General features: G+C 44.5%; 23 protein-coding genes. 21 read left to right on the top strand and 2 right to left on the bottom strand.

The features are described from left to right. The first annotated feature begins 11 nt into the window (after nt 1–11). A complete protein-coding gene (gene rnz / locus GC098_RS29830) occupies nt 12–941 on the top strand; it encodes a ribonuclease Z (protein WP_171647069.1) in 930 nt (309 codons plus the stop codon). A gap of 45 nt (nt 942–986) precedes the next feature. On the opposite strand, the gene tlp is transcribed toward rnz, so the two are convergent. Further along, nucleotides 987–1,202 carry a small acid-soluble spore protein Tlp gene (tlp, locus tag GC098_RS29825; RefSeq protein ID WP_057302361.1) on the bottom strand — a complete coding sequence of 72 codons (216 nt, stop codon included), beginning with the start codon at nt 1,200–1,202 and terminating at the stop codon, nt 987–989. 281 nt (nt 1,203–1,483) lie between these two features. On the opposite strand from tlp, the gene GC098_RS29820 reads away from it, so the two are divergent. The 5 genes from GC098_RS29820 (at nt 1,484) to GC098_RS29800 (ending at nt 5,500) form a co-directional block, all read left to right on the top strand. Further along, nucleotides 1,484–1,834, top strand: coding sequence for a CidA/LrgA family protein (locus GC098_RS29820; protein ID WP_171647067.1), 351 nt, complete (start codon nt 1,484–1,486; stop codon nt 1,832–1,834). Continuing rightward, on the top strand, nt 1,824–2,513 hold the full coding sequence (locus tag GC098_RS29815; RefSeq protein WP_171647065.1) for an LrgB family protein: 690 nt from the start codon (nt 1,824–1,826) through the stop codon (nt 2,511–2,513). Before GC098_RS29820 ends, GC098_RS29815 begins: the two co-directional genes overlap by 11 nt. 181 nt (nt 2,514–2,694) lie before the next feature. Continuing rightward, nucleotides 2,695–3,465, top strand: a complete 771-nt coding sequence (locus tag GC098_RS29810) for a GNAT family N-acetyltransferase (protein ID WP_171647064.1) — start codon at nt 2,695–2,697, stop codon at nt 3,463–3,465. 20 nt (nt 3,466–3,485) lie between these two features. After that, the gene (locus GC098_RS29805; protein ID WP_171647063.1) at nt 3,486–4,469 is read left to right on the top strand and encodes a lysophospholipid acyltransferase family protein; all 984 of its coding nucleotides are present in this window, start codon (nt 3,486–3,488) and stop codon (nt 4,467–4,469) included. 35 nt (nt 4,470–4,504) lie between these two features. Then, entirely contained in the window at nt 4,505–5,500 is a 996-nt protein-coding gene (locus tag GC098_RS29800) for a metal-dependent hydrolase (RefSeq protein ID WP_171647062.1), read from the top strand. 100 nt (nt 5,501–5,600) lie between these two features. Here the strand turns inward: GC098_RS29800 and GC098_RS29795 are convergent, their stop codons facing one another. Next, complete coding sequence (locus tag GC098_RS29795) at nt 5,601–6,203, bottom strand: nitroreductase family protein (RefSeq protein WP_171647060.1); 603 nt, start codon at nt 6,201–6,203, stop codon at nt 5,601–5,603. A gap of 77 nt (nt 6,204–6,280) precedes the next feature. Between GC098_RS29795 and GC098_RS29790 the strand changes: the two genes are divergently transcribed. From GC098_RS29790 to GC098_RS29720, 15 genes are all read left to right on the top strand, one after another. After that, nucleotides 6,281–6,574 carry a hypothetical protein gene (locus GC098_RS29790; protein WP_171647058.1) on the top strand — a complete coding sequence of 98 codons (294 nt, stop codon included), beginning with the start codon at nt 6,281–6,283 and terminating at the stop codon, nt 6,572–6,574. Nucleotides 6,575–6,683: 109 nt separating this feature from the next. After that, nucleotides 6,684–8,930, top strand: a complete 2,247-nt coding sequence (locus tag GC098_RS29785; RefSeq protein ID WP_171647083.1) for a DEAD/DEAH box helicase — start codon at nt 6,684–6,686, stop codon at nt 8,928–8,930. Continuing rightward, nucleotides 8,931–9,089 (top strand): hypothetical protein, encoded by a 159-nt coding sequence (locus GC098_RS29780; protein WP_171647056.1) that lies wholly within the window; start codon nt 8,931–8,933, stop codon nt 9,087–9,089. It begins immediately after the preceding gene. Beyond that, the gene (locus tag GC098_RS29775; protein WP_171647054.1) at nt 9,086–10,462 is read left to right on the top strand and encodes a ribonuclease H-like domain-containing protein; all 1,377 of its coding nucleotides are present in this window, start codon (nt 9,086–9,088) and stop codon (nt 10,460–10,462) included. The genes GC098_RS29780 and GC098_RS29775 overlap by 4 nt, the downstream gene beginning before the upstream one ends. 336 nt (nt 10,463–10,798) lie before the next feature. Then, nucleotides 10,799–11,608 (top strand): bifunctional DNA-formamidopyrimidine glycosylase/DNA-(apurinic or apyrimidinic site) lyase, encoded by an 810-nt coding sequence (mutM, locus tag GC098_RS29770; RefSeq protein ID WP_171647052.1) that lies wholly within the window; start codon nt 10,799–10,801, stop codon nt 11,606–11,608. A 15-nt stretch (nt 11,609–11,623) separates the two neighbouring features. Beyond that, nucleotides 11,624–12,457 carry a deoxyribonuclease IV gene (locus GC098_RS29765; RefSeq protein ID WP_171647050.1) on the top strand — a complete coding sequence of 278 codons (834 nt, stop codon included), beginning with the start codon at nt 11,624–11,626 and terminating at the stop codon, nt 12,455–12,457. 12 nt (nt 12,458–12,469) lie between these two features. Then, a complete protein-coding gene (locus GC098_RS29760) occupies nt 12,470–12,847 on the top strand; it encodes a cyclic-phosphate processing receiver domain-containing protein (RefSeq protein WP_246359047.1) in 378 nt (125 codons plus the stop codon). 21 nt (nt 12,848–12,868) lie between these two features. Beyond that, nucleotides 12,869–13,642 carry an ABC transporter ATP-binding protein gene (locus GC098_RS29755; RefSeq protein WP_057302372.1) on the top strand — a complete coding sequence of 258 codons (774 nt, stop codon included), beginning with the start codon at nt 12,869–12,871 and terminating at the stop codon, nt 13,640–13,642. A 23-nt stretch (nt 13,643–13,665) separates the two neighbouring features. Then, the gene (locus tag GC098_RS29750) at nt 13,666–14,703 is read left to right on the top strand and encodes an SAM-dependent methyltransferase (protein ID WP_171647048.1); all 1,038 of its coding nucleotides are present in this window, start codon (nt 13,666–13,668) and stop codon (nt 14,701–14,703) included. Between the two features lie 86 nt (nt 14,704–14,789). Beyond that, a complete protein-coding gene (locus GC098_RS29745) occupies nt 14,790–16,430 on the top strand; it encodes a serine/threonine protein kinase (protein WP_171647046.1) in 1,641 nt (546 codons plus the stop codon). A gap of 107 nt (nt 16,431–16,537) precedes the next feature. Next, nucleotides 16,538–17,050, top strand: a complete 513-nt coding sequence (locus GC098_RS29740) for an acyl-CoA thioesterase (RefSeq protein WP_057302375.1) — start codon at nt 16,538–16,540, stop codon at nt 17,048–17,050. 262 nt (nt 17,051–17,312) lie between these two features. Next, a complete protein-coding gene (locus GC098_RS29735) occupies nt 17,313–18,428 on the top strand; it encodes a nucleotide-binding protein (protein ID WP_171647044.1) in 1,116 nt (371 codons plus the stop codon). Further along, a complete protein-coding gene (locus GC098_RS29730) occupies nt 18,425–19,687 on the top strand; it encodes a TadA family conjugal transfer-associated ATPase (protein WP_171647042.1) in 1,263 nt (420 codons plus the stop codon). The genes GC098_RS29735 and GC098_RS29730 overlap by 4 nt, the downstream gene beginning before the upstream one ends. Before the next feature lie 104 nt (nt 19,688–19,791). After that, nucleotides 19,792–20,556 carry a type II secretion system F family protein gene (locus GC098_RS29725; RefSeq protein WP_171647040.1) on the top strand — a complete coding sequence of 255 codons (765 nt, stop codon included), beginning with the start codon at nt 19,792–19,794 and terminating at the stop codon, nt 20,554–20,556. A 1-nt stretch (nt 20,557) separates the two neighbouring features. Then, nucleotides 20,558–21,427 carry a type II secretion system F family protein gene (locus GC098_RS29720; RefSeq protein WP_171647038.1) on the top strand — a complete coding sequence of 290 codons (870 nt, stop codon included), beginning with the start codon at nt 20,558–20,560 and terminating at the stop codon, nt 21,425–21,427. Nucleotides 21,428–21,436 lie beyond the last annotated feature (9 nt).

Raw genomic sequence — 21,436 nt, 5'->3', positions numbered from 1 at the left:
GAGTTTAGATCGTGGACTTGTATTTTTTGGGTACGGGGGCGGGAATGCCTTCCAAACAACGAAATGTCACCTCAATAGCTTTAAACTTGCTGGATGAACGTGGAACCTACTGGCTGTTCGACTGTGGAGAAGGGACGCAGCAGCAGATTCTGAATTCTCCAGTGAAATTGGGACGAACGGAGATGCTTTTCATCACGCATCTGCATGGGGATCATTTGTACGGTCTACCTGGTTTGTTGACGAGTCGTTCCTATTTAGGAGGGGATACACCTCTTACGCTATATGGACCGCGGGGGCTCAAGAGCTTTGTTGAGACGGCGCTCTCCGTAAGCGGGGCTCATTTAACGTATACGCTGCAGATCGTGGAAATCGAGGAAGAAGGTCTGATTTTCGAAGATGAAAGCTTCCAAGTCGAGACGGCACGATTAGAGCATCGTATCGAATGCTTCGGTTTCAGGATCGTAGAGAAGGATCAACCAGGCAAGCTTATGCAGGAAAAACTAATGGAACTCGGCATACCAGCAGGTCCGCTTTATGGTAAATTGAAGCAAGGCCAATCCGTCCAGTTGGAGGATGGTCGTACGCTTCATGGGACTGATTTTCTAGGAGCGCCAATACCTGGACGCATCGTCGTAATTCTTGGGGACACGCGCTATTGCAGCGGGGCTCAGCACTTGGCACAAGGAGCTGATGTGCTTGTGCACGAGGCGACATTCGCCATGGATAAGCAGGAGCTTGCGTATTCGTTTGATCATGCCACTTCAATTGACGCGGCAAGAACTGCTCAGGAAGCGGGAGCGAATGCGCTGATCATGACGCATATAAGCTCGCGTTATCAGGGGGATGCCGTAATGGAGCTTTTGCTAGAGGCTCAGAAGATTCACAGCAATAGCTATATAGCTAAGGATTTCTGGAACTTTGAAGTACCGCGCAAAGGGTAAAAAAGAAAAGCCTCATCCAATTATGGAAGGGGCTTCTCACTTTTCTTATCTGTTTGATTCGTCCTTTTTCTCCTCGATGAAACCGCTAATGCTTTCTTTGCGGCGTTCATTCTTGGATTCGATGCTTTGTTTTTCCTCGGCAGTTATTTCATCAGCATGTTCGTCCAAGTAGTCCTCAGCTTCGTGCAGATTGGCTATCGTATGATCGATGGCGTTCTGCAAACGGGCTGGATTATCTTCGCGATTATCTGGCTTTGCCATAGTATTTCTTCCCTCCCTTGAGGCGATAGATTGACATCCTGTTATACGATTCCACAAGGTCAATAAGATTATTCACTTTTTAAGAAGTCAATTTCTCTGATTTCCCTCATACAATAAACAAAATCCCATATCAACCGAGGTGATCATACTTGGAAATTACACTTGCCGAAGTGCTGCTTTCTATTTTTATGTCCTCGATTTTTTGTGTTATGTTTAGGGAAATACGAAATTATTACAGAGACTCAGGATAGTGCTGCTCGCAGCTGGAATGGAGAATTATTATGCTCGGCTTTGCTATATTACTAGGCTTTAATTTCTTAGGTTATGTGATTCAGTTGAGCCTGCACCTGCCGCTACCAGGCAACGTGATCGGGCTCATTCTTTTTACCGCGGCTTTGTTTACTAAGCTCGTCAAGCTAACTTGGGTGGAAGAAGCGGCTTCACTGTTAACGAGGCATATGATGCTCTTTTTTATTCCTTTTACGGTTGGCGTATTAGCATTTATTCCGATCATTGGAGCTAATTGGCTTGCCATTTGTGGCGGGACTGTCGGAGCAACGGTGGCTGTTCTTGTAGTAACAGGTTGGGTATCGTCAAAGCTAGGAAAGGAGAGTGCTAAACATGGCGAATAGCATACTGCAGCATCCATTGTTTGGTCTTTCTCTAAGTGTAATCAGCTATGCGTTAGCCAATTTGTTGTACCAAAGATGGCGGTTTATGCATCCTCTTTTTAGTTGTACGGGGTTCATTATCATTGTATTAGTAAGTTTTCGTATTCCTTATGAGGACTTTAAACGAGGGGCTGACGTGCTAACGCTTTTATTAGGGCCTGCAACAGTTGCGTTAGGCGTACCTCTTTACAAATACAGAGAATTGATACGTAGGAATTTGGCGCGTGTCTTGATAAGTGTTTTAGCGGGTTCTATTACGGGCATTGCAGCAAGTGCCGCCATTGTGGGGTTATTGGGAGGAAGCCAGTCCATTATCCTAAGTATGCTTCCCAAATCGGTAAGTTCAGCCATCTCCATTGAAATAGCCTCGCGGCTAGGTGCGATTCCGGAATTAACAGCGGTATTGACCACTTTAACTGGACTGATGGGCAGTATGTTTGGTACTCGGATCTTGAGTTGGTTTCGAATTAGAGATGATATTTCGATCGGCATAGCAATTGGTACAGCGGCTCATGGCATTGGAACAGCCAAAGTATTCAAGGATTCTGAACAGCAGGGAGGATTTGCTGGATTATCCATGGGGATTTGTGGGATTATGACTTCGATATTATTTATACCCATTTACATCTGGTTAAAATAGTGCCGTGCATGTTGAAGAACAGAGCTCGTAATAAGAGCTCTGTTCTTTTTTACATCCAAAAATATAGAAAGTGGTGAGTCATTCACGAAATATTACAAATTCTTAATAACACGAAAACGAACACTTAATAATCCTCTGCTAACCTTGAGTTATAAGACTCCAGTTGAAAGGCGTGAGGAAGATGAGTGGACCACTTCTGAATACGGCGCCCCAGCATGCCAAGCTGTCGGTTAGGCTTGCAAGCAGCGCACAAGAGATTGAGCAGGCTATGCGACTTAGGTATCAAGTTTTCGTCGAGGAAGAGAAGAATATGAGGATGCTGAATGAGCAGGGGCTTGAGAGAGACGTCTACGATGCTTACTGTGATCATCTCATTGTGAAAGATATCGAAACCGAGCAAGTGATCGGTACCTATCGGTTGCTGCCTGGGGATCGAGCATTGAGCGGGATCGGATTTTATTCCGAAACTGAATTTGATCTTACTGCCTTTTCAGATTTGAAAAGTCAAACGCTGGAGCTTGGACGGAGCTGTATTGCTCCCGAATATCGTGGTGGAAAAGCGATTCAACTCCTATGGGAAGGCATTGCTGGATATATTAGCGAGCGGAATTATACGCACTTAATTGGTTGTGCAAGTGTGCATATGGGCAATTTAGAGGAACTCAATTTGATCTACTCGATGCTGCGCCATAAGCAGGTGATAACAGACCGATTCGGTATTGAACCGCTTGCCACACATCGAATCCCTGGCCTTGCTCGCATAGAAATCGATGGCAACGAAAAAGAACTATTCCGTAAACTGCCGCCTCTAATGAAAGGCTATCAATGGCTCGGAGCGGAGATTGGCGGAGACCCGGCATATGATGAGCTGTTTGAAACCGTTGATTTCTTTATTATTTTACAAAAAGATCGGGTTACACGTCGTTATAAACGCCACTTTCTGACTACTTAAGCAGGTAAGGAGGACTTACCTTGTATGAATGGATTTCCAAGCTGACATTGAATGAACGTAGGTTACTTCGCATCGAGAGAGTGCTTCGCGTTTTTCCCATATGGATGATGTCGGCTGCTTGTTCTATGTTAGCGATTGCGCTTTATCAGGTTTTCCAAAAAGGGTTTCTAAAGCGAGTGGAACACAATTTAATAGACTTACTTGGTGAAATGCCTAAGAGCTCATTAAAGGCTATCTCCAAGCATTATGTTCAAAATGTCGTGTATACGCTTTATGAAATTCTATTCCTTTCTGCTCGGTTGAAAAATCTTCATGCTAATCACTTTGACGTGCAAGGTGAGGAACATCTGGAGGACGCACAGCGTCAAGCGAAGGGAAAGGGATTCATTGTCTATGCCCCGCATGTTGGTAATTTTTTCAACTATTATTGGTATTTGACTCAGAAATTCGATTGCTTAACGGTGGCTTCCGCGGGAAGTCCCGAACTTAAACCTCTGTATATGAAGTTCGCCGCTATGGGATGTAACGGCTTAGATTACGACAGTGTCCCCCCGTTGGAGCTATATCGTACATTAAAAAAGCACGTACAGAACGGCGGGGTTATTTTCATCCTCGGTGACTTCTGGAGACCGACATTTCCTTTATCCAGGCTATTTGGCCGACTAACTCGTACGCCTGAAGGTGCAGCCATGTTAGCGCTTGAGCTTGATGTGCCGGTTGTGCCTTTCTACGGGTATCGCGTCAAAGGGTTTAAACATAGGTTAGTTTATGGATCTCCAATGCTTTTACACAAACAATTTGAGCGTTCAGGACGTTCAGAGCGTGCTGAGGTAAATTTGCATTTGAATGCGTTCATGGAGCGAGTTATCCGCGAGCAGCCTTCGGCATGGTTTTATTGGTTTAATGTCCATGAACGGTGGGAGAATGTTCCATCAATAACGGCTGATAACACAAGTAACGATGTGATCGGAAGTATAGATTTGACCGCGGAAGCAGCAGGATGACTCACACAACGACCAAAAGGATTGGTGATCGACACATGGACACAGGAAGCCACTTATTGTTCGGCGTCACGTTAGCGGGATTGGCATGTTTGGAACCGGCTGTTGCGCAGGAACCTGCGCTGGCCCATGCCATACTTGCAGGAACACTCATTGGTTCGCATGCCCCTGATTTTGACACTTTTGCACGTCTGAGAGGATATGCGAATTACGTTCGTGTACATCGCGGAATCACACATTCGTTGCCGGCTTTGTTCATTTGGCCCATCCTTCTAAGTCTGCCCCTTGCTGCCATGTTTGGTGTGTGGGAGCATCTGATTAGCTTATATCTATGGACTTTTGCAGCTGTCGTGTTCCACGTATTTCTAGATTTGTTCAATGTGTATGGCGTCCAGTGCTTCCGTCCATTTTCGCAGAAATGGTTCCATCTCGACACCCTCTGTCTCTATGAACCCTTCTTATTTGGTCTTCATGGCCTTGGTGTCCTTCTATGGTTGTTCATCTGGGATGGAAATAGTGGCAGCCATATCGGAGAGATGTTCGCTTTGATATATGCGGCAACCTTCCTCTATATTGCTATAAGAGCCTCGCAGCGCAATCGATTCGTTAAGCTTGTAAAAAGCGAGTTGAACCTCGCAGAGGGCATCTGTCATCTCATTCCGAGCCTAAGTTGGTTTCAATGGCAGTTTGTTCTTGAGGGTGACACATGCTTCTATCTAGGAGAGATCCGACATGGTCGCGTATTCATTCAAGAGGAATACAGTAAAGCGGATTACAATCAGAATGACTCACATCCTATTGTTCAGGCTACCATGGCCACGGATGGCGTTCGCGCCTTCTTACACTTCGCGCAACGGATTCACGTGTGTTGGAAAGAGAAGAACGACGGTTATGAAGTGCAGTGGCGCGATGTGCGCTTCTGGCACAAGCGCAAGCTGCCTTTCGGCGTCAACGTGATGCTGGACCGGGACATGAACGTGGTCAGCGATAAGCTCGGTTGGGATAAGAAAGCGTGGGATCCGCCGTACGTTTGATAGATTTAAAATGAATGGATAAAGTTGAATATTCTTATAAAATGAAAGAACACCTCATGACACGATTTCACTCGTGATGAAGTGTTCTTTTTTCATGAACTTAAAGGGTCTGACCAAATTCTCCACCGAATAAAAGCTCGCTTAACTCTCGTCTGCCTGATGGGATTTCGCGTTCTTGGAACTTCTCATCAAGTGCGTTGACGGGGCCACGGTAACCAATGGCGATCACTGCATGAATATCGTACTCTTCAGGGATTTGAAGGGCTTCACGGGCTTGATTCCGATCGAATCCGCCCATAGCGTGAGTGATAAGACCTTGATTGTTGGCTTCTAGAGCGAGGTAGCCCCAAGCTGTACCAGCATCGAACGCGTGACTTGGGTTATCGCCGCCTTTTGGCGTTTTGGTATGTGAAATGACAAGGGTGAGGACGGGAGCTTTTTCACACCATTCTCGGTTGCCTGGCATAATGAAGTTGTGGAATTTGGCTCTTTGCTCGGGTGTACGGGCAATAATGAAGCGCCATGGCTGCAAGTTGCTTCCGGAAGGTGCCCACCTAGCGGCTTCAAAAAGACTAAGGAGAACATCTTCTGTCACTTCTTGATCGGTAAAGGAGCGGGGCGACCAACGTGTTAGGAATTGAGGGTTTATTTCGTGGTCAGGTTGACGATTGGATTCGACTTCAGCAGGTAAAGAAGTTGTCATTATGAATTCCTCCTTATTTTGTAATCTTACTAATATTACCTGATTTCAAAGTGGATTACGAGTTTCTGGATATTCCCTTGAACGGTATGGTTTTTCATGATTATGGCAAAACTAGTTGTTATGAAATGAAGGACCAAGAAGAGGTGCGAGAAACCGTGAATATTACTAGTCATGATGTTATTATCATTGAAAGAGCGCTAAGAACAGCGATGAAACATGATAGGGAAGAGCATCGTTCAAGAGATTATCATGAAGTTTTGCTCAAAATGCAAGAGAATGCGATACAAGCTCTCTCTGTCAATGCTCAACTGGCAACTATAGAACATGAAGGAATTCGGTATGATTATGATGATTCATCCGATCTCATGTAGACATATGAACGTATTAAAGAGGCCCTAGTAAATAAATGGGGCTTTTTTATTTTGTGTGAGACGTTTATAATAGGGGAACAATCGTTCTATGCGGAGTGGTGAAAATATGATAAGAAAAAAATCCCTATCGGATTTAATACAAGGATTAAAAAGTAATGAAAATATAGTTAATTGGCATGAAGTTGAACCGCAAGAAGCAAAGACCCGTTCAATGCCTGAAAGCGTAGACCTAAGAATAAAGGCCGCATTAGCTCAAAGAGGAATAGAACAGTTATACACTCACCAGCACACAGCTTATGAAACTGTACGTAAAGGTGAAAATATTGTTGCTGTTACTCCAACTGCTTCGGGTAAAACACTTTGTTATAACCTTCCTGTATTACAGGCAGTAGCCGAAGACGACGGAAGCCGTGCGCTTTACCTATTCCCAACCAAAGCCCTGGCGCAAGACCAAAAAAGCGAATTAAACGAAATCATTACTGAAATGGGCATTGATATTAAAAGCTTTACATATGACGGCGATACTGCCCCAGCAATTAGGCAGCTTGTAAGAACAGTAGGGCATATTGTAATTACTAACCCAGATATGTTACATTCCGCAATCCTTCCCCATCATACGAAATGGGTCAGTTTATTTAGTAATCTTAAATACATTGTCATTGACGAACTACATACGTACAGGGGCGTTTTCGGCAGCCATGTAGCAAATGTTATACGTAGATTACAACGAATCTGTAAATTTTACGGCAGCAATCCACTTTTCATTTGCACGTCTGCAACTATAGCAAATCCGAAGGAACTAGCTGAACAGCTTACAGGAAAGCCTATGCGGCTAATTGACGATAACGGCGCACCAAGGGGAAGGAAGCATTTTGTTTTCTATAACCCGCCAATTGTAAATAAGTCGTTAAACATTCGGAAAAGCGCAACAGTAGAAGTAAACCAGTTAGCCAAAGAATTTTTATCAAATAAAGTACAGACCATTGTTTTTGCCCGCAGTCGGGTAAGAGTTGAGTTAATACTAAGTCACCTACAACAACTAGTAAAAAATGAACTAGGGGCCAAATCCATTAGGGGATACCGGGGCGGCTACTTACCGAATCAGCGCCGGGAAATTGAAAGAGGATTAAGGAACGGGGAGATTTTAGGCGTAGTTAGTACGAATGCTTTAGAACTTGGGGTAGACATTGGGCAGCTGCAAGTCTGTATCATGTCGGGGTATCCGGGGAGCGTCGCCAGTACATGGCAGCAAGCAGGCCGGGCTGGAAGACGGCATGGGGAAGCCCTGGTCGTTATGGTAGCCAGCAATACCCCTATAGACCAGTATCTCGTCTTAAATCCCGAATACTTTTTCGAACGTTCCCCGGAATCAGCAAGAATTAACCCGGAAAATTTATTAATCCTGGTAGATCATTTACGATGTGCAGCGTATGAACTTCCTGTGAAAATTGGGGAAGAATTCGGTCCATTGGAGATAACCGACATATTGGAATACTTAGTAGAAGAAAGGGTACTTACTCATGCTGGGGATTCGTTTTACTGGGCCAGTCAGTCATTTCCTGCCCATGAAGTAAGTCTTCGATCCGCAGCGCAGGAAAATGTAGTCATTATCGATCAGTCAGATGTAGCGAATGTAAAAATTATTGGCGAGATGGACAGATATAGCGCCATGACCCTTTTGCACGACGAAGCTATCTATCTACATGAGGGAGTACAGTTTCAAGTAGAAAAATTAGACTGGGAACATAAGAAGGCATACGTACGGGAAGTCGATGTAGAGTATTACACCGACGCGAACCTGGCAGTAAAGCTAAAAGTCTTATCTATAGACCGAACGGGAAAAAGGCGAACAACGTCAATTCATTACGGCGACGCTGCAGTAAATGTTATGGCAACCATGTTTAAAAAAATCCGTTTGACCAGTTTCGAAAATATTGGATACGGTCCGATTAAGCTTCCCGAAGAAGAACTGCATACCAGCGCGACCTGGGTAGAAATAAATGAGGTTGACCCGGCTTTAGAAACAAAAACACTAGAGCAGCTATTAATGGGAATATCCAATGTAATAAGGCATATCGTACCCATTCTTGTCATGTGCGACCGTAGCGACATTCACGTAGTTTCACAAATAAGGGCAGAACATTCGCAGCTGCCTACGATATTTATATACGACCATTACCCCGGCGGTATCGGATTAGCGGAAGACGTATATAAACGATTCGACGAAATAAAAGAAGCAGCCAGAAACTTAATTCGAAAATGCCCCTGTGAAGATGGCTGCCCTTCATGTATTGGAACTGAAATAGAAGGGATGGACGCAAAGAAAAAATCCCTTCTTTTAATGGAGGGATTATAAATGCGTGGTTCTGTAGCCTACTACATAAAAATCCGTTTGAAAAAGAATGGGGACATATGTTCCGGTCCTATTCGGTTGTCGCATCTGGTTCCGCTGTATTTGATGTGCGATCCGATGGACATTCGGGTTGTTCCGCAGCTCGAAGGCGGTGCCCGATGAGCGGGCTCCGTGAGAGGCTGGGCCGCCTGCGGGGACCTGCGGCGGCTCAGGCAGCACCGCCGACCCTGTCTGTGCCAGAAGGCGAGTGGGCGCAGCTCGGCGCCCATGTAGAAACGAGCCCGGCGGGCTCGTTCGTCATGCGGCGCCGTATGTACGGCGCGGACAGCGTGCACGGCAAGTATCGGCTGCGTGAGCTGGCCGATGTTGCGCAGCAGCTGTCCTGCTTTCACGACCGTGACGCCGTCGTCCGGCTCGAAGAGCTGCTCTTCTTCGACACCGAAACGACCGGACTCGGCATAGGTAGCGGCAACGTGCCGTTCATGGTCGGCATCGGCTTTTATACCGGTGAGCTGTTCACGGTAGAACAGCTCTTGATTCGCAACCCAGCGGAAGAGCATGCTATGCTTGTTTACTTGCAAGAACTGCTCGACCGCTTCACGCATATCATTTCCTACAATGGCCGAACGTTCGATTGGCCTATTCTAAAGAATCGGTATGTTCTTAATCGACTCCAATTTGACGATGCGAAGCTGTTTCAGCTTGATCTCCTTTACCCCTCGCGAAGCTTGTGGCGAAACACGCTGCCATCTTGCCGTCTGAGCAAAGTTGAAGAGAGCAGACTAGGTTTTGAGCGAGTAGATGATGTACCGGGGTCCATGGCACCCGCTTTATATTTTCAATATTTGGCGGAGAAAAATCCATCCGTACTTGAAGGTGTGTTCGTTCATAATGAGCACGATATCGTTACTTTAGCTGCACTTGCCATACATTTCGGCAAACTAGTGAGTGGAGAAATTGAACTTGATCCCGAACTCGAACTAGAAGAACTGTTCCGAACAGGTGTATGGCTAGACAAAATGGGCCGTTCTGCAATTTCAGAGAATTACTTCGATATATTATTTGCTAGGTTAATGAATGATCTGGAATCATCTAATCCAGCTGATCAAGAATCAGCCATTCTTCTATTGGCTGCCTTTTACAAGAAGAATGGTGAGTATCTTCACGCAGTTGAATTATGGAAACGCTGGATTGTTATCAAAAACGCGAGCATTGCGCTTCATTTGGAGCCTTATTTGGAGCTAGCGATGTATTATGAGCATCGAGAGAAGAACTTTGCTCAGGCGATATTTTACGCTGAGGAGGCTTGGGCGAAGCTCTGGCGCCGCCGTTCGCTTCATCGTGGAGATAAAAGGCAAAACGAGGTCGAGGAAGCACTGGAGAAACGAATCCGCCGATTGAAAGGTAAGTTGAGGAAAACGGAAAGTCATTCGTTTGAGATGACATCTCCTGCTTTGAAGAGTAATAACACATCGACAACGAAAACCAAAACACGCAAAGTAAAGCCGATTTACGTTAGTGAAGGCCTAATTTAAAGAGGATGGATGTCAATCCTCAGAATCCTTGTGAGTAGTTAGATAAGAGCTTCTAAGACTGCTAAATTTCATTTTTCATCAATGAATCAAGAAATAGAAGCTTCTAGAGGCTCCTAATTTACGCATTTTCACCAGTTTTGATAGCATTCCAGAGTAATAGAAGTCCCTAAAGACTGCTAATACTCATTTTAATATCATTTTGATTGAAATAAGGGTCTCAAGGGGCTCTTATTTTTGAATTTCAAGACGAAGGACCCTCTATGTTTTGAAGGTAGTTCCGTTTACATTCCCAGTCATTTGGATATACAAGGAAGAAAACGGCAAGGAGAGTGTGCCATGCCCGAACTTCCAGAGATGGAAACGTATCGTCAGCAGTTGACGCGATTGATCCAAGGTGCGCCAATCACAGGGGCGGAAGTTACGCGTCCGAAATCATTAAATGTGGAGCCGGATAGTTTCATTCGAAAGCTAACCGGAAACCGTATTGTACGAATAGATCGCAGAGCTAAACATTTGCTGTTTCATCTGGAATCAGGTGAAGTTTTGTTATTGCATTTAATGCTTGGTGGTTGGATGTTCTATGGCACGGAGGATGAGAAGCCGGACCGGACAACGCAGGTTGTGATCCATTTTGGCGCGAAGCACTTATATTTCATCGGTTTGCGGTTAGGATATTTGCACATGCACACACTGCCTGAGGTCGATTTACTTTTAAGCAAGCTTGGGCCTGAGCCACTGGATTCCAGGTTTACTTTTACACAATTCCAGCAGGTGTTGAAAAGTAAGAAAAGCAACTTGAAATTATCCTTTGTTGACCAATCGTTTCTTTCGGGGATCGGGAACTGCTATTCGGATGAGATCTGCTTTTATGCGGGCATTCTACCTCTTCGTAAGCTGTCTTCACTGACAGAAGAAGAGCAAAATCGCTTATTTCAAGCCGTGCGCTCGGTTCTTCTTGAAGCTATTCAATTCGGTGGATATATAGACGAGCCTCTGTTTATTGGGGACCGTTTGACGGGGCAGTTCGATGCTAAGTGTCGTGTATATGATCGAGAAGGGGAGCCTTGTCTGCGCTGTGGACATCCACTAATCAAGGCAGAAGTTTCGAGTCGCAAATGCTTCTACTGTGCTAATTGTCAAGCGTGAAAGGGCTGATTCATAATGTTTATTGGCGCTCATGTTAGTACGCGTGGCGGCTATTTAGGTGCGGCCAAAACCGCTCTGTCTATAGGTGCTAATGCATTTCAATACTTTCCCATGAACCCGCGCAGTCTTTCTACCAAATTAATTAATCAAAGAGATACAAGCGCATGCGCACAATTTTGCCGGGAACACGGCATTTTGTCGATTGGGCATGCTCCGTATCCCCTGAACCCTGCAGCTGATGAGGCTGAACGCGAGCATATGATAATGCTATTGAGGAATGGTTTGGAAATTACGGATGCCTGCGGTTCGGTAGGATTAGTGGTACACTTTGGAAAATATATTGGAAAAGACCCGTTACAAGGCTATAAAAATATAATACAATGTTTGAATAGCGCTGCTCAGGGATATGAGGGTTCTTCTTTGATTTTGCTCGAGAATCAAGCAGGGGAAGGTGCTCAGCTTGGTCTAACCATGGAAGAAATGGTTCAAGTGCGCAAACTTAGTGAAACTCCAGATAAGATTGGATTTTGCATGGATACGTGTCATGCATTTGCAAGTGGTTTATGGCAAGGGCATAATTGGTTAGAGCTTGAGACCAAGGGGAAACAGCTTGACTATTTCCCGCATCTGAAGGCTGTTCATTTGAATGACTCCGTCCATCCTTATGGTTCCCGTCGAGACCGCCATGCGAATATTGGGGCTGGTTATATTGGCCGAGAGAATATACAGCAGATGCTAAGTTCTTCCTTTTTGAAGCAAATTCCAATCGTTCTTGAAACAGGTTCAGGCAGTGACGGTACACATGCTCAGGAAATTGCACTGGTGAAATCTTTGGTTACTAGTACTTGATTGCATTCCATCATGAACAGGGAAGGAAATCCGATCATGATTCATGTATACTTAGATGACTTGCGCCCTTGTCCCCAAGGATTTACTTTAGCCAAAGATGTCAAAGAATGCATTTTACTGCTTCAAGAGTTTGAAGTTGATATTTTATCGTTAGATCATGATTTGGGTTGGACTACGATGGAGACTGGCATGGACGTCGTCACTTGGTTGACTCAACAGCGTAAATTTCCCAAAACAATTTATATTCATACTTCCAGTCCCTCGGCTTGTACGGCAATGTACCAAGAGCTTTACACGGCCAAGCCCGAAGGGATGAGTCTATACCCTCACCGAATTCCTGACGATTTGCTCATGCAGATTGCACAAGGGACTTATAAGAGTGAGCCGTAGTCAGAAAGGAATCGACCGCAAATGATCCATTTATCCGGTATTCATTTTATTAGAGAAGAACGTCATATTTTACAGGATGTGAATGTACACATTCAGCCAGGTGAACACTGGGTATTGTTAGGCCGTAATGGTTCAGGAAAGACAACATTGCTTGAAATGATGAATGGATACGAGTTCCCGAGTCGGGGAACGGTAGACGTGCTGGGCAATCGATATGGTCAATGTGATGTGAGGGAAGTTCGCAAAAAAATCGGCTATATTTCACAGTCTTTATTCGAAAAATTGAACCTGAGTGACCCTGTCCTCGAGGTTGTCGCTACTGGTGAATATGCCTATTTACGGTTTTATCAGGAAATACCGCAAGAGGTGAAAGATCGTGCTCTAGTCATGTTGGAGCGTGTTCGCATTCCTCATTTGGCTCATCAGCCTTTAGGAAGTCTTTCGCAAGGAGAACGTAAAAAAGTCATGCTTGCCAGATCGCTCATGATGAAGCCTTCCATTCTCATTATGGACGAACCAGCGGCTGGTCTAGATTTATACGAGAGAGAACGTTTTCTTACAGATGTCAACGACCTCAGCAAGCAAAACATTACGGTCGTATATGTGACGCATCATATCGAAGAAATAATCCCTTTATTTACACATGTTGCTATCATTGAACAAGGTGAAATCATTGCTGCAGGGCGCAAAGAAGAGGTACTGACTCCGGAACATATTCATCGAGCTTTTGGGATCGAAATCACGTTGGAATGGTTCCAAGAACGACCATGGATTAAGGTTATTGAATCAAGATAGTAGATTACATAAAGGATGCGGCTATGACACATTTAACGACATATATTGGTACCTCAAATCACGGGTTCGCTCAATATGCACAAGATGAAATTCGTAAATTATTTCCATTAACTAAGTTTACTTTGTTGGTGCCGACAGAGGTGTTTTTATTCGAAGTGCCTGGGGGTACAGATGATACGATCACAACGCTTAAAGAACAGGAGCCTATGTTTCTTAGGCATGTTCAGCCTGTGAGTCAAGATTGGGATTTGAGCCGAACGGATGCGGATATCGAACATCTCAAGGCTTGGCTAAGAGAAGCCATTATTTCAGGGCTTATTAGTTCAGGCGAGAAAATAGCCACCCAAGTGCGCAAAGAAGAGCGGGCGGATGTACCTTATGCACCTTTCACCGTCAAGGCAGCTTTAGATGAAATATTGGTTTCAGAGATTCAGGCAGAACCCGTAGTTCGGTATGCGGATCAAATCATTTCCGTGTATGTTAGCGCCAAGAAGCTATTCGTGGGGCTATCCAAGCCTGCCGACAATTTGTCGGATTGGTCAGGCGGTGCGATCCGATTTATGAAGGAAGAGGATCAAATCTCGCGTGCCAAATTCAAGCTTTTGGAAGCAGAACAGCGATTCGGTATTGATTTCAGTGTTGCTCGTACGGCACTAGATATTGGTGCAGCCCCTGGTGGATGGACATCGTTACTTTTGGAGCGTGGCTTGCGTGTCACGGCTATTGACCCTGCATCCATGAGTCCCAGACTTCAAGGTAACCGTCTTCTCACGATTCTTAAGAAAAATGCTGGCGAAGTAAAGCTGCGGGAAAATGAGTTTGATTTGCTCGTCTGTGATATGAGCTGGGACCCACGCCAAATGGGTCGTTTAGTCGCTGATTTGCTCTATTCCTTACAAAGTGGGGGAACGGCAATCATTACGGTCAAACTCATGCACAAAAAACCGTTCCAAACGGTTCGAGATATTTTGAAGATTTTGGAGCCGACGCTATTTCTGCTTAAAGCCAAACAATTGTTTCACAATCGAGAAGAATTGACACTTTATTTGCAAAAGACGTAGAATGTGGAAAAAAATGTAGATTTTTAAAGAAGACCCTCTTATAATCAAGGTAAATCTTACCTGATAAGGGGGTCATTTATTTATTGATGAGTAAACAAAGCTGGATTGGAACATGTATTGGAGGAAGATATCGAATTGGAGATTTGCTCGGTCAAGGTGGAATGAGCCATGTTTATTTAGCAGAAGATTTGAAGCTGAAAGGGAAGAAATGGGCAGTGAAAGAATGTTTGCCTTTAGAAGCCGATGATATGACTCTCTTCCTGGAAGAAGCGGAAATGCTCGCTAGGCTCCAGCACCCACAGCTGCCGCAGTTAGTTGATTATTTTACAACCGAGGATGGAAAAGGCTTCTTGGTAATGGATTATATTCAAGGGCCAACGTTGCAAGATTTATTCGAAGAAAAGGGCCGCGAGCTTCCCGTTGCGAAAATTGTTCATATGGCCTTTCAGCTATGCGATTTACTTCACTATTTGCACACGTTTCAACCTCGTCCGATTATTTACCGCGATCTCAAGCCTTCCAATGTGATGTTGAATGAGCAGAACCAAGTTCGATTAATCGATTTTGGCGTTGCCCGACACTTCAAACACGGTAAACAATCCGATACCATGCAAATGGGTACGATTGGCTTTGCAGCTCCCGAGCAATTCTTGGGCTTACAAACCGATGCACGTACTGATTTATTTACACTCGGCTCCATGTTGTATTACTTATTATCGGGCGGCCAATATGCGTATATCACCCAAAAACCGTTGGAACAGATACGTCCAGAATTACCAGAAGCTTTAACCTCCACCGTACGACTACTCCTGCAAGAGCACCCGCAAAACCGTTGTCAAACTGCCATGGAAGTAAAAATGAGACTTCGTTCCATCTATTCCGAATCAGCAGCAGCCCCAGAAGCTCTAAATCTGCACACATCATATACCACTTCAACAACTGATAAATTAATTGTTATTGGCGGTTTATTTGCTGGTGTAGGTACGACATTCATGGCGATTACACTGGCAAGAATTCTTCATTCCATGCACATTCCAAACGCACTAGTTGAGCAGCCAACAATTGAACCTGATTTGTATATGCTCCTTTACGGCGATAGCAAGGCTCCCAAGGATTACCAATTCGCGTCTAATCTTATTAGTGACCGAACGTCTGCAACGATTTCATCATGGACCAACGGTTTTACAACATGGGTCCCCCTTCATCCAGAGGGGTTTCAAAGCTCATGGCATCCTGCGGATTCCTTCAAACTTCTACATACGATAAAAAAACCGATCGTCATCTGGGACATCTCCACGCATTGGGAAGATCCTTCCGTTCAAGAAATTTGTCATAGTGCGGATGAGATCATTGTAGTTGTAGACGCCTCTCCAGGAAAGTGTAATCGCCCAAGTTCAAGAGTACATTTCAATCGATTTGATACGTATCAGCAGCGTGGTAAAAAGGTGCATTATGTGGCGAACGGCACGATGCCGGGACATTTCCGGAATGAGTGGGTAGATTCGCTTCCGGAAGCACCGTTATGCACCCTACCTGAAATTCCGCGTGTTGAAGTCATGCGTGCAGTTTGGAAAGGGGAATGTATTCAAGATCAAACCGATGTTTTGGAGAAGTTGAAAGATGCTCTGACCCCTTTACTTAGAGAAATTCTGCCGGCAGATACGATCAGAAAAAGTAGTTTGAAGGGGAGTAAATCATTATTCTCACGATTCAAAAAGCATAGTTAGCCCCTTTAATAAATTTGTAAATTGATTCTCAAGTTATAACCAAACGACCTTAATTGTGTTATGATGATTCATATTTCATTTAGATGCAGATAGAGGGGGCCATACATATGGAACAACGCTTTGCTAGAGAATCCAGATGCTTCAAGACGTCACGAATTTTTCCGACCGATGTAAATAATCACAACACGCTGTTTGGTGGGAAATTGATGTCCTATATTGATGACATTGCATCGATTGCGGCACATAAACATTGCCGGAGGTCTGTCGTGACAGCCTCAACAGATTCTGTTGACTTTTTGTCGCCCATACATACGTCAGACTCGGTTTGCTTGGAGTCATTCGTGACATGGACAGGCAAAAGCTCGATGGAGGTTTTCGTCAAAGTCGTAACTGAAGATTTGAAAACAGGGGCAAGAAAAATTGCCGCAACCTCTTTCCTGACATTCGTAGCACTCGATGACAATAAAGTTCCGGTTGAAGTTCCAGATGTGGTTCCAGAAACGGAAGAAGAGAAGAAGCTGCATGAATCGGCGCCACACCGAGCAGAAATGAGACGTCTACGAAGAGTTGAAAGTAAGAAACTGGCAAGCTTCTTCACGATGAAATACCCTTGGGAATAAAAGGGATTGATTTTCTTTTAAAATGTGGTACAATTTGGATAAATTAAATCGGACAAGCGGAAGCACCGCTGATCGTGGAGATCTTATCTCCTCAATCGGCGCGTGCTTTTTTTGTTTTCTCCGAATCGCGAAGGAGGCTGATGCATGAAGGTTGAGACGACCATTCGTATTGCCATTGTGCTTACGGTTATTAGCTTTGTCTTAATCGCCAGTGGCGTGTATGCCAATGTTTCATGAATGAAATAAGAAAAGGGAGGTAGGAATGAATAAAATTCAACTTTATGTCTTAGATGATGACATCGTTTACGCAGAGAGACTTGCTGCCTTCATACGGTCTTCTGATTTCGTTGAGAGAATTCAAGTGAGGCTTTTTTCGAAAATAGAATTGGTCATTGAGTTACTTGAGAATCAGCAATTAGAAGGTGTTTTATTGCTATCCGAGGCGTACTATCCCCAGTTGATGAATCGGAGTACATCCTTATGCAAAATGATTTTGAGTGAAACGATTGCAAATTCCAAAGAAGCGGAGACGAAGATTCCGTTCTTATACCGTTTTCAATCCCTGCACCAATTAATTTCGCGCCTTCAGGCTTTTTATACGGAAAAGCATAGATTTGATGTGGGTCCTGGGACGAAAAGAACTAGAGTTCTATCTGTCTACAGCAGCAGCGGGAATTGTGGGAAAACAATGACCGCCGTTCATTTGGCGAAGCAGTTGTCTTTTCGTGGGGAACAGGTTTTTTATCTCAGCCTGGAGTTGGTCAGTTCAGCCTCTCAATGGCTTCAGGGGGATTTAGGACGATTTTCACAGCTTCTATACTACATGAAAAGCACGCCTGAGTTATTGGGACCTAAGCTGCAGCTGCTCAAATCCCACGATTCTAGGCTGCGTATCGATTATCTGACTCCCAAAGATCAAATCAGGGAGATGCAAGAAATGAGCGGTGAGCATGTCCGTCTGCTTATTGAATCATTGATCTCGTTGAACGAGTATGACTTTATCATTGTTGATTTAGAAGCTACAGTGCATCCGAGAATTGTAAAAAGTTTGGATGTCAGTGATCATATCATCTGGATTGTGCGGGACGATTTGAATGATTTATATAAAACAGAGGCACTCCAGAAGCAAATGGGTTCCATGCAGAATGTACAGTTCGTAATCAATAAATATACGGGCAAGCAAACGAATGATATCTCAGTTTTGGGCAAGGAAATAACGTATAAGCTTCCGTATATCCCCGAGTGGAAAGTTTTAAGCACCCCAGAACAGATCTGGCACTCTGGCTTATTTTCAGAACAGACGTATGACATGTTTACGGCTATACAAATAGGAAAAGGATATTCTTCTTCGGATAGGGAGGGGACTGCTGCTTCATGAAACATGAGTTGTTTCTCACATTGAAACAGCAGATTAAGGAGAGGATTGATCTTTCCAGTACGGTCAGCGATGTCACATTAATTGAACTTATTGAGGAGTCCGTTTTCAGCGCAGCAGGAGAGCACGGTTGGACTTCGAGCGAAATGCAGGCTCTAGTAAAGCGAATTTTTGATTCATTTCGGGGCTTGGATATCCTTCAACCGCTGATCGACGATCCATCCGTGACAGAGATAATGGTCAATGGGCACGAGTGCATCTTTTTCGAAAGGAAGGGCGCTGTTGAGCGATATCCGTATCCTTTGGAAAGTGCAGAGAAGCTAGAGGATCTCATTCAGATGATTGTTTCTAAAGTGAACCGGATTGTGAATCAAGCAACGCCAATTGTCGATGCGCGTCTGCCTGATGGGTCGAGGGTCAATATTGTACTTCCGCCAGCTTCCCTGAGTGGTCCCACATTAACGATTCGTAAGTTCCCAGAAAAGCCCCTGCTAATGGCGGATCTGATTGGCATGGGAAGTATATCGGAGGAGGCAGCAGAAGTCCTGCGAGTGATGGTTGAATCAGGTTTTAATGTCTTTATTGGTGGCGGAACAGGTTCAGGGAAGACGACATTTCTAAATGCACTAAGTGCTTGGATTCCCCCGCACGAACGCATCATTACGATCGAAGATTCTGCTGAGCTTCAGATACAAACTGTACCTAATTTGGTGAGAATGGAAACCAGAAATGCCAATACCGAAGGGAAAGGAGAAATTACAATTCGAGAGCTCATTCGTTCTTCCCTGCGCATGCGTCCCAATCGAATTATTGTTGGGGAGGTTCGTGGGGCTGAGGCACTAGATATGCTATCTGCAATGAATACCGGTCATGACGGTTCTCTCAGCACTGGGCATGCGAACACATCCGTGGATATGCTCAGCCGATTAGAGACGATGGTGCTTAGTGGAGCCCCACTTCCAGTGGACGTCATTCGCAAGCAAATTGCCTCAGCGCTGGATGTTATGGTTCATGTAAGCAGAATTCGTGACCGTACTCGAAGAGTAACAGAAATTCATGAGGTGTTAGGTGTAAATGATGGCGAAGTCCAATTGCACCCGCTATTCATTTTTAATGAAAAAGGGGAAACGATGGACCGCAAGGTTATTGGTGAGCTCGCATATACCGGAAACCGACTGCAAAACATGCACAAAATTCGAATGGCAGGCAAGAAGCTGCCAGATTGGTTTATACAGGTTCAGGAAGAGCGTGATGCAGGATGAAGATTTTGTTGCTTCTCCTCATTTGTGGAGTTTTCAGCTGGTTTTTTCTATTGTATTTGGAACGAAGAAAAGGATCATCTAAGAGAGCTGAATCTCAGCCCAACTTGCAACTATCCAGAATTAACCATTTGATCGACTACAACCACTATCAGCTAACCTCCAAGGAAAAAGTAAGTGCTATCCTGATGCTTGCCTTACCAGCGTTCATTGTAGGCTACATTTTCTACAAAAGCTTCGTTCTTGCAGCATCATTGGCTGCGATAGGCTTCGCTTTTCCTCGTATACGTAAGCAGCAATTAATTCAATTACGTAAAAACAAATTGTATGTACAGTTTAAACAAGCACTAAGCTGCCTATCCTCCTCCATGACAGTGGGAAAGTCGATTGAAACAGCGTTTAGGGAGGCATTAGAGGATCTGAAAATGCTGTATCCAGACCCCGCTTGCCTGATCGTCGTTGAATTTAGTATTATCTGCCGAAAAGTAGAGAATGGGGAGCCCATTGAAACTGCGTTGAAAAATTTGGCGGATCGCAGTCATTTAGAAGATGTAAGAAGCTTCACAGACGTTTTCTTAACTTGTAAGCGGACTGGTGGCAATTTGGTGGAGGTCATGAAACGAACGGCTACGGTGATTGCCGAAAAGCTTGAAATTTCTCAGGATATTTCCGTGATGATCGCACAGAAACGTTTTGAATCGAGGGTGCTGCTCTTTGCGCCGATCGTCATTGTTGCCGTGCTAGCGTTCTCTTCTCCGGAATACATGGTTCCTCTTTATTCGGGCAGCGGTGTACTTATCATGTCAGCGAGCTTGGTGCTGCTTGGTGCTTGCTATATACTCACTCAAAAAATCATGAATATCAAGGTGTAGCATGTGGATCACGATTGTATTTATTACTCAGATTGCCGTTTGTATCCTATTATTCCTTTGGGGGCGAGTGCAATATGCTGAGATTATCAAGGCTCACCCTTATCCGTTCCAAATGAAGCTGATATTGCCTTATAGCTACTTGCTCATAGACAAGCTTAATTTGATGGAAAAATTACCCGATTTTACGGCAAAAGTACATCATAAATTAATCACACTGCATGGAAGAAGCTTCGCTGCACATGGAAGTAAATGGTTTCTCGCTGAGCTTATCTCAGCATCGACTTTATGCTTAGTAATCCTAACTCTGTTATCCGTTCTGGCCGGAGGAGATAGTTCTCTGTTCGGGTTTGGTTTGCTAGCAACTGCCATTATTCCCTTGATCATGGTACGTGATTTAGATGCGAAAATCCGCAAGAAGCAGCAGCTGATGATCCTTGAATTGCCTGAAATATTGAGTACAATCGTGCTGCTCGTAAACGCAGGAGAGACCGTAAATCGAGCATGGATACGCTGTGTAGAGACCCGACCGCACAAAGCACAAACCCCACTGTATAAAGAACTGGCACAAGCCGTTCATGAGTTGGAGATGAATGTATCTTTTGCAAAAGTAATGGAGGATTTCAGCAAACGCTGTGCCCTTCATGAAGTGTCCTTGTTTACTTCTACTCTACTGCTGAACTATAAGCGAGGCGGTAGCGATTTTGTTGTTGCGCTTCACGCACTTTCGTTGGATCTTTGGCAAAGAAGGAAGTCGGTGTCACGAACATTAGGTGAAGAAGCATCATCGAAGCTTGTATTTCCCATGGTGCTCATTTTCGTTGTCGTGATGGTCATTGTTGCGGCCCCAGCTTTACTTATGATGAAACAATAATGGAGGTAT

It is taken from the genome of Paenibacillus phytorum (assembly GCF_013141715.1).
In the GTDB taxonomy this organism is placed as follows: domain Bacteria; phylum Bacillota; class Bacilli; order Paenibacillales; family NBRC-103111; genus Paenibacillus_E; species Paenibacillus_E phytorum.
This window is presented reverse-complemented; position numbering and strand designations above follow the sequence as displayed.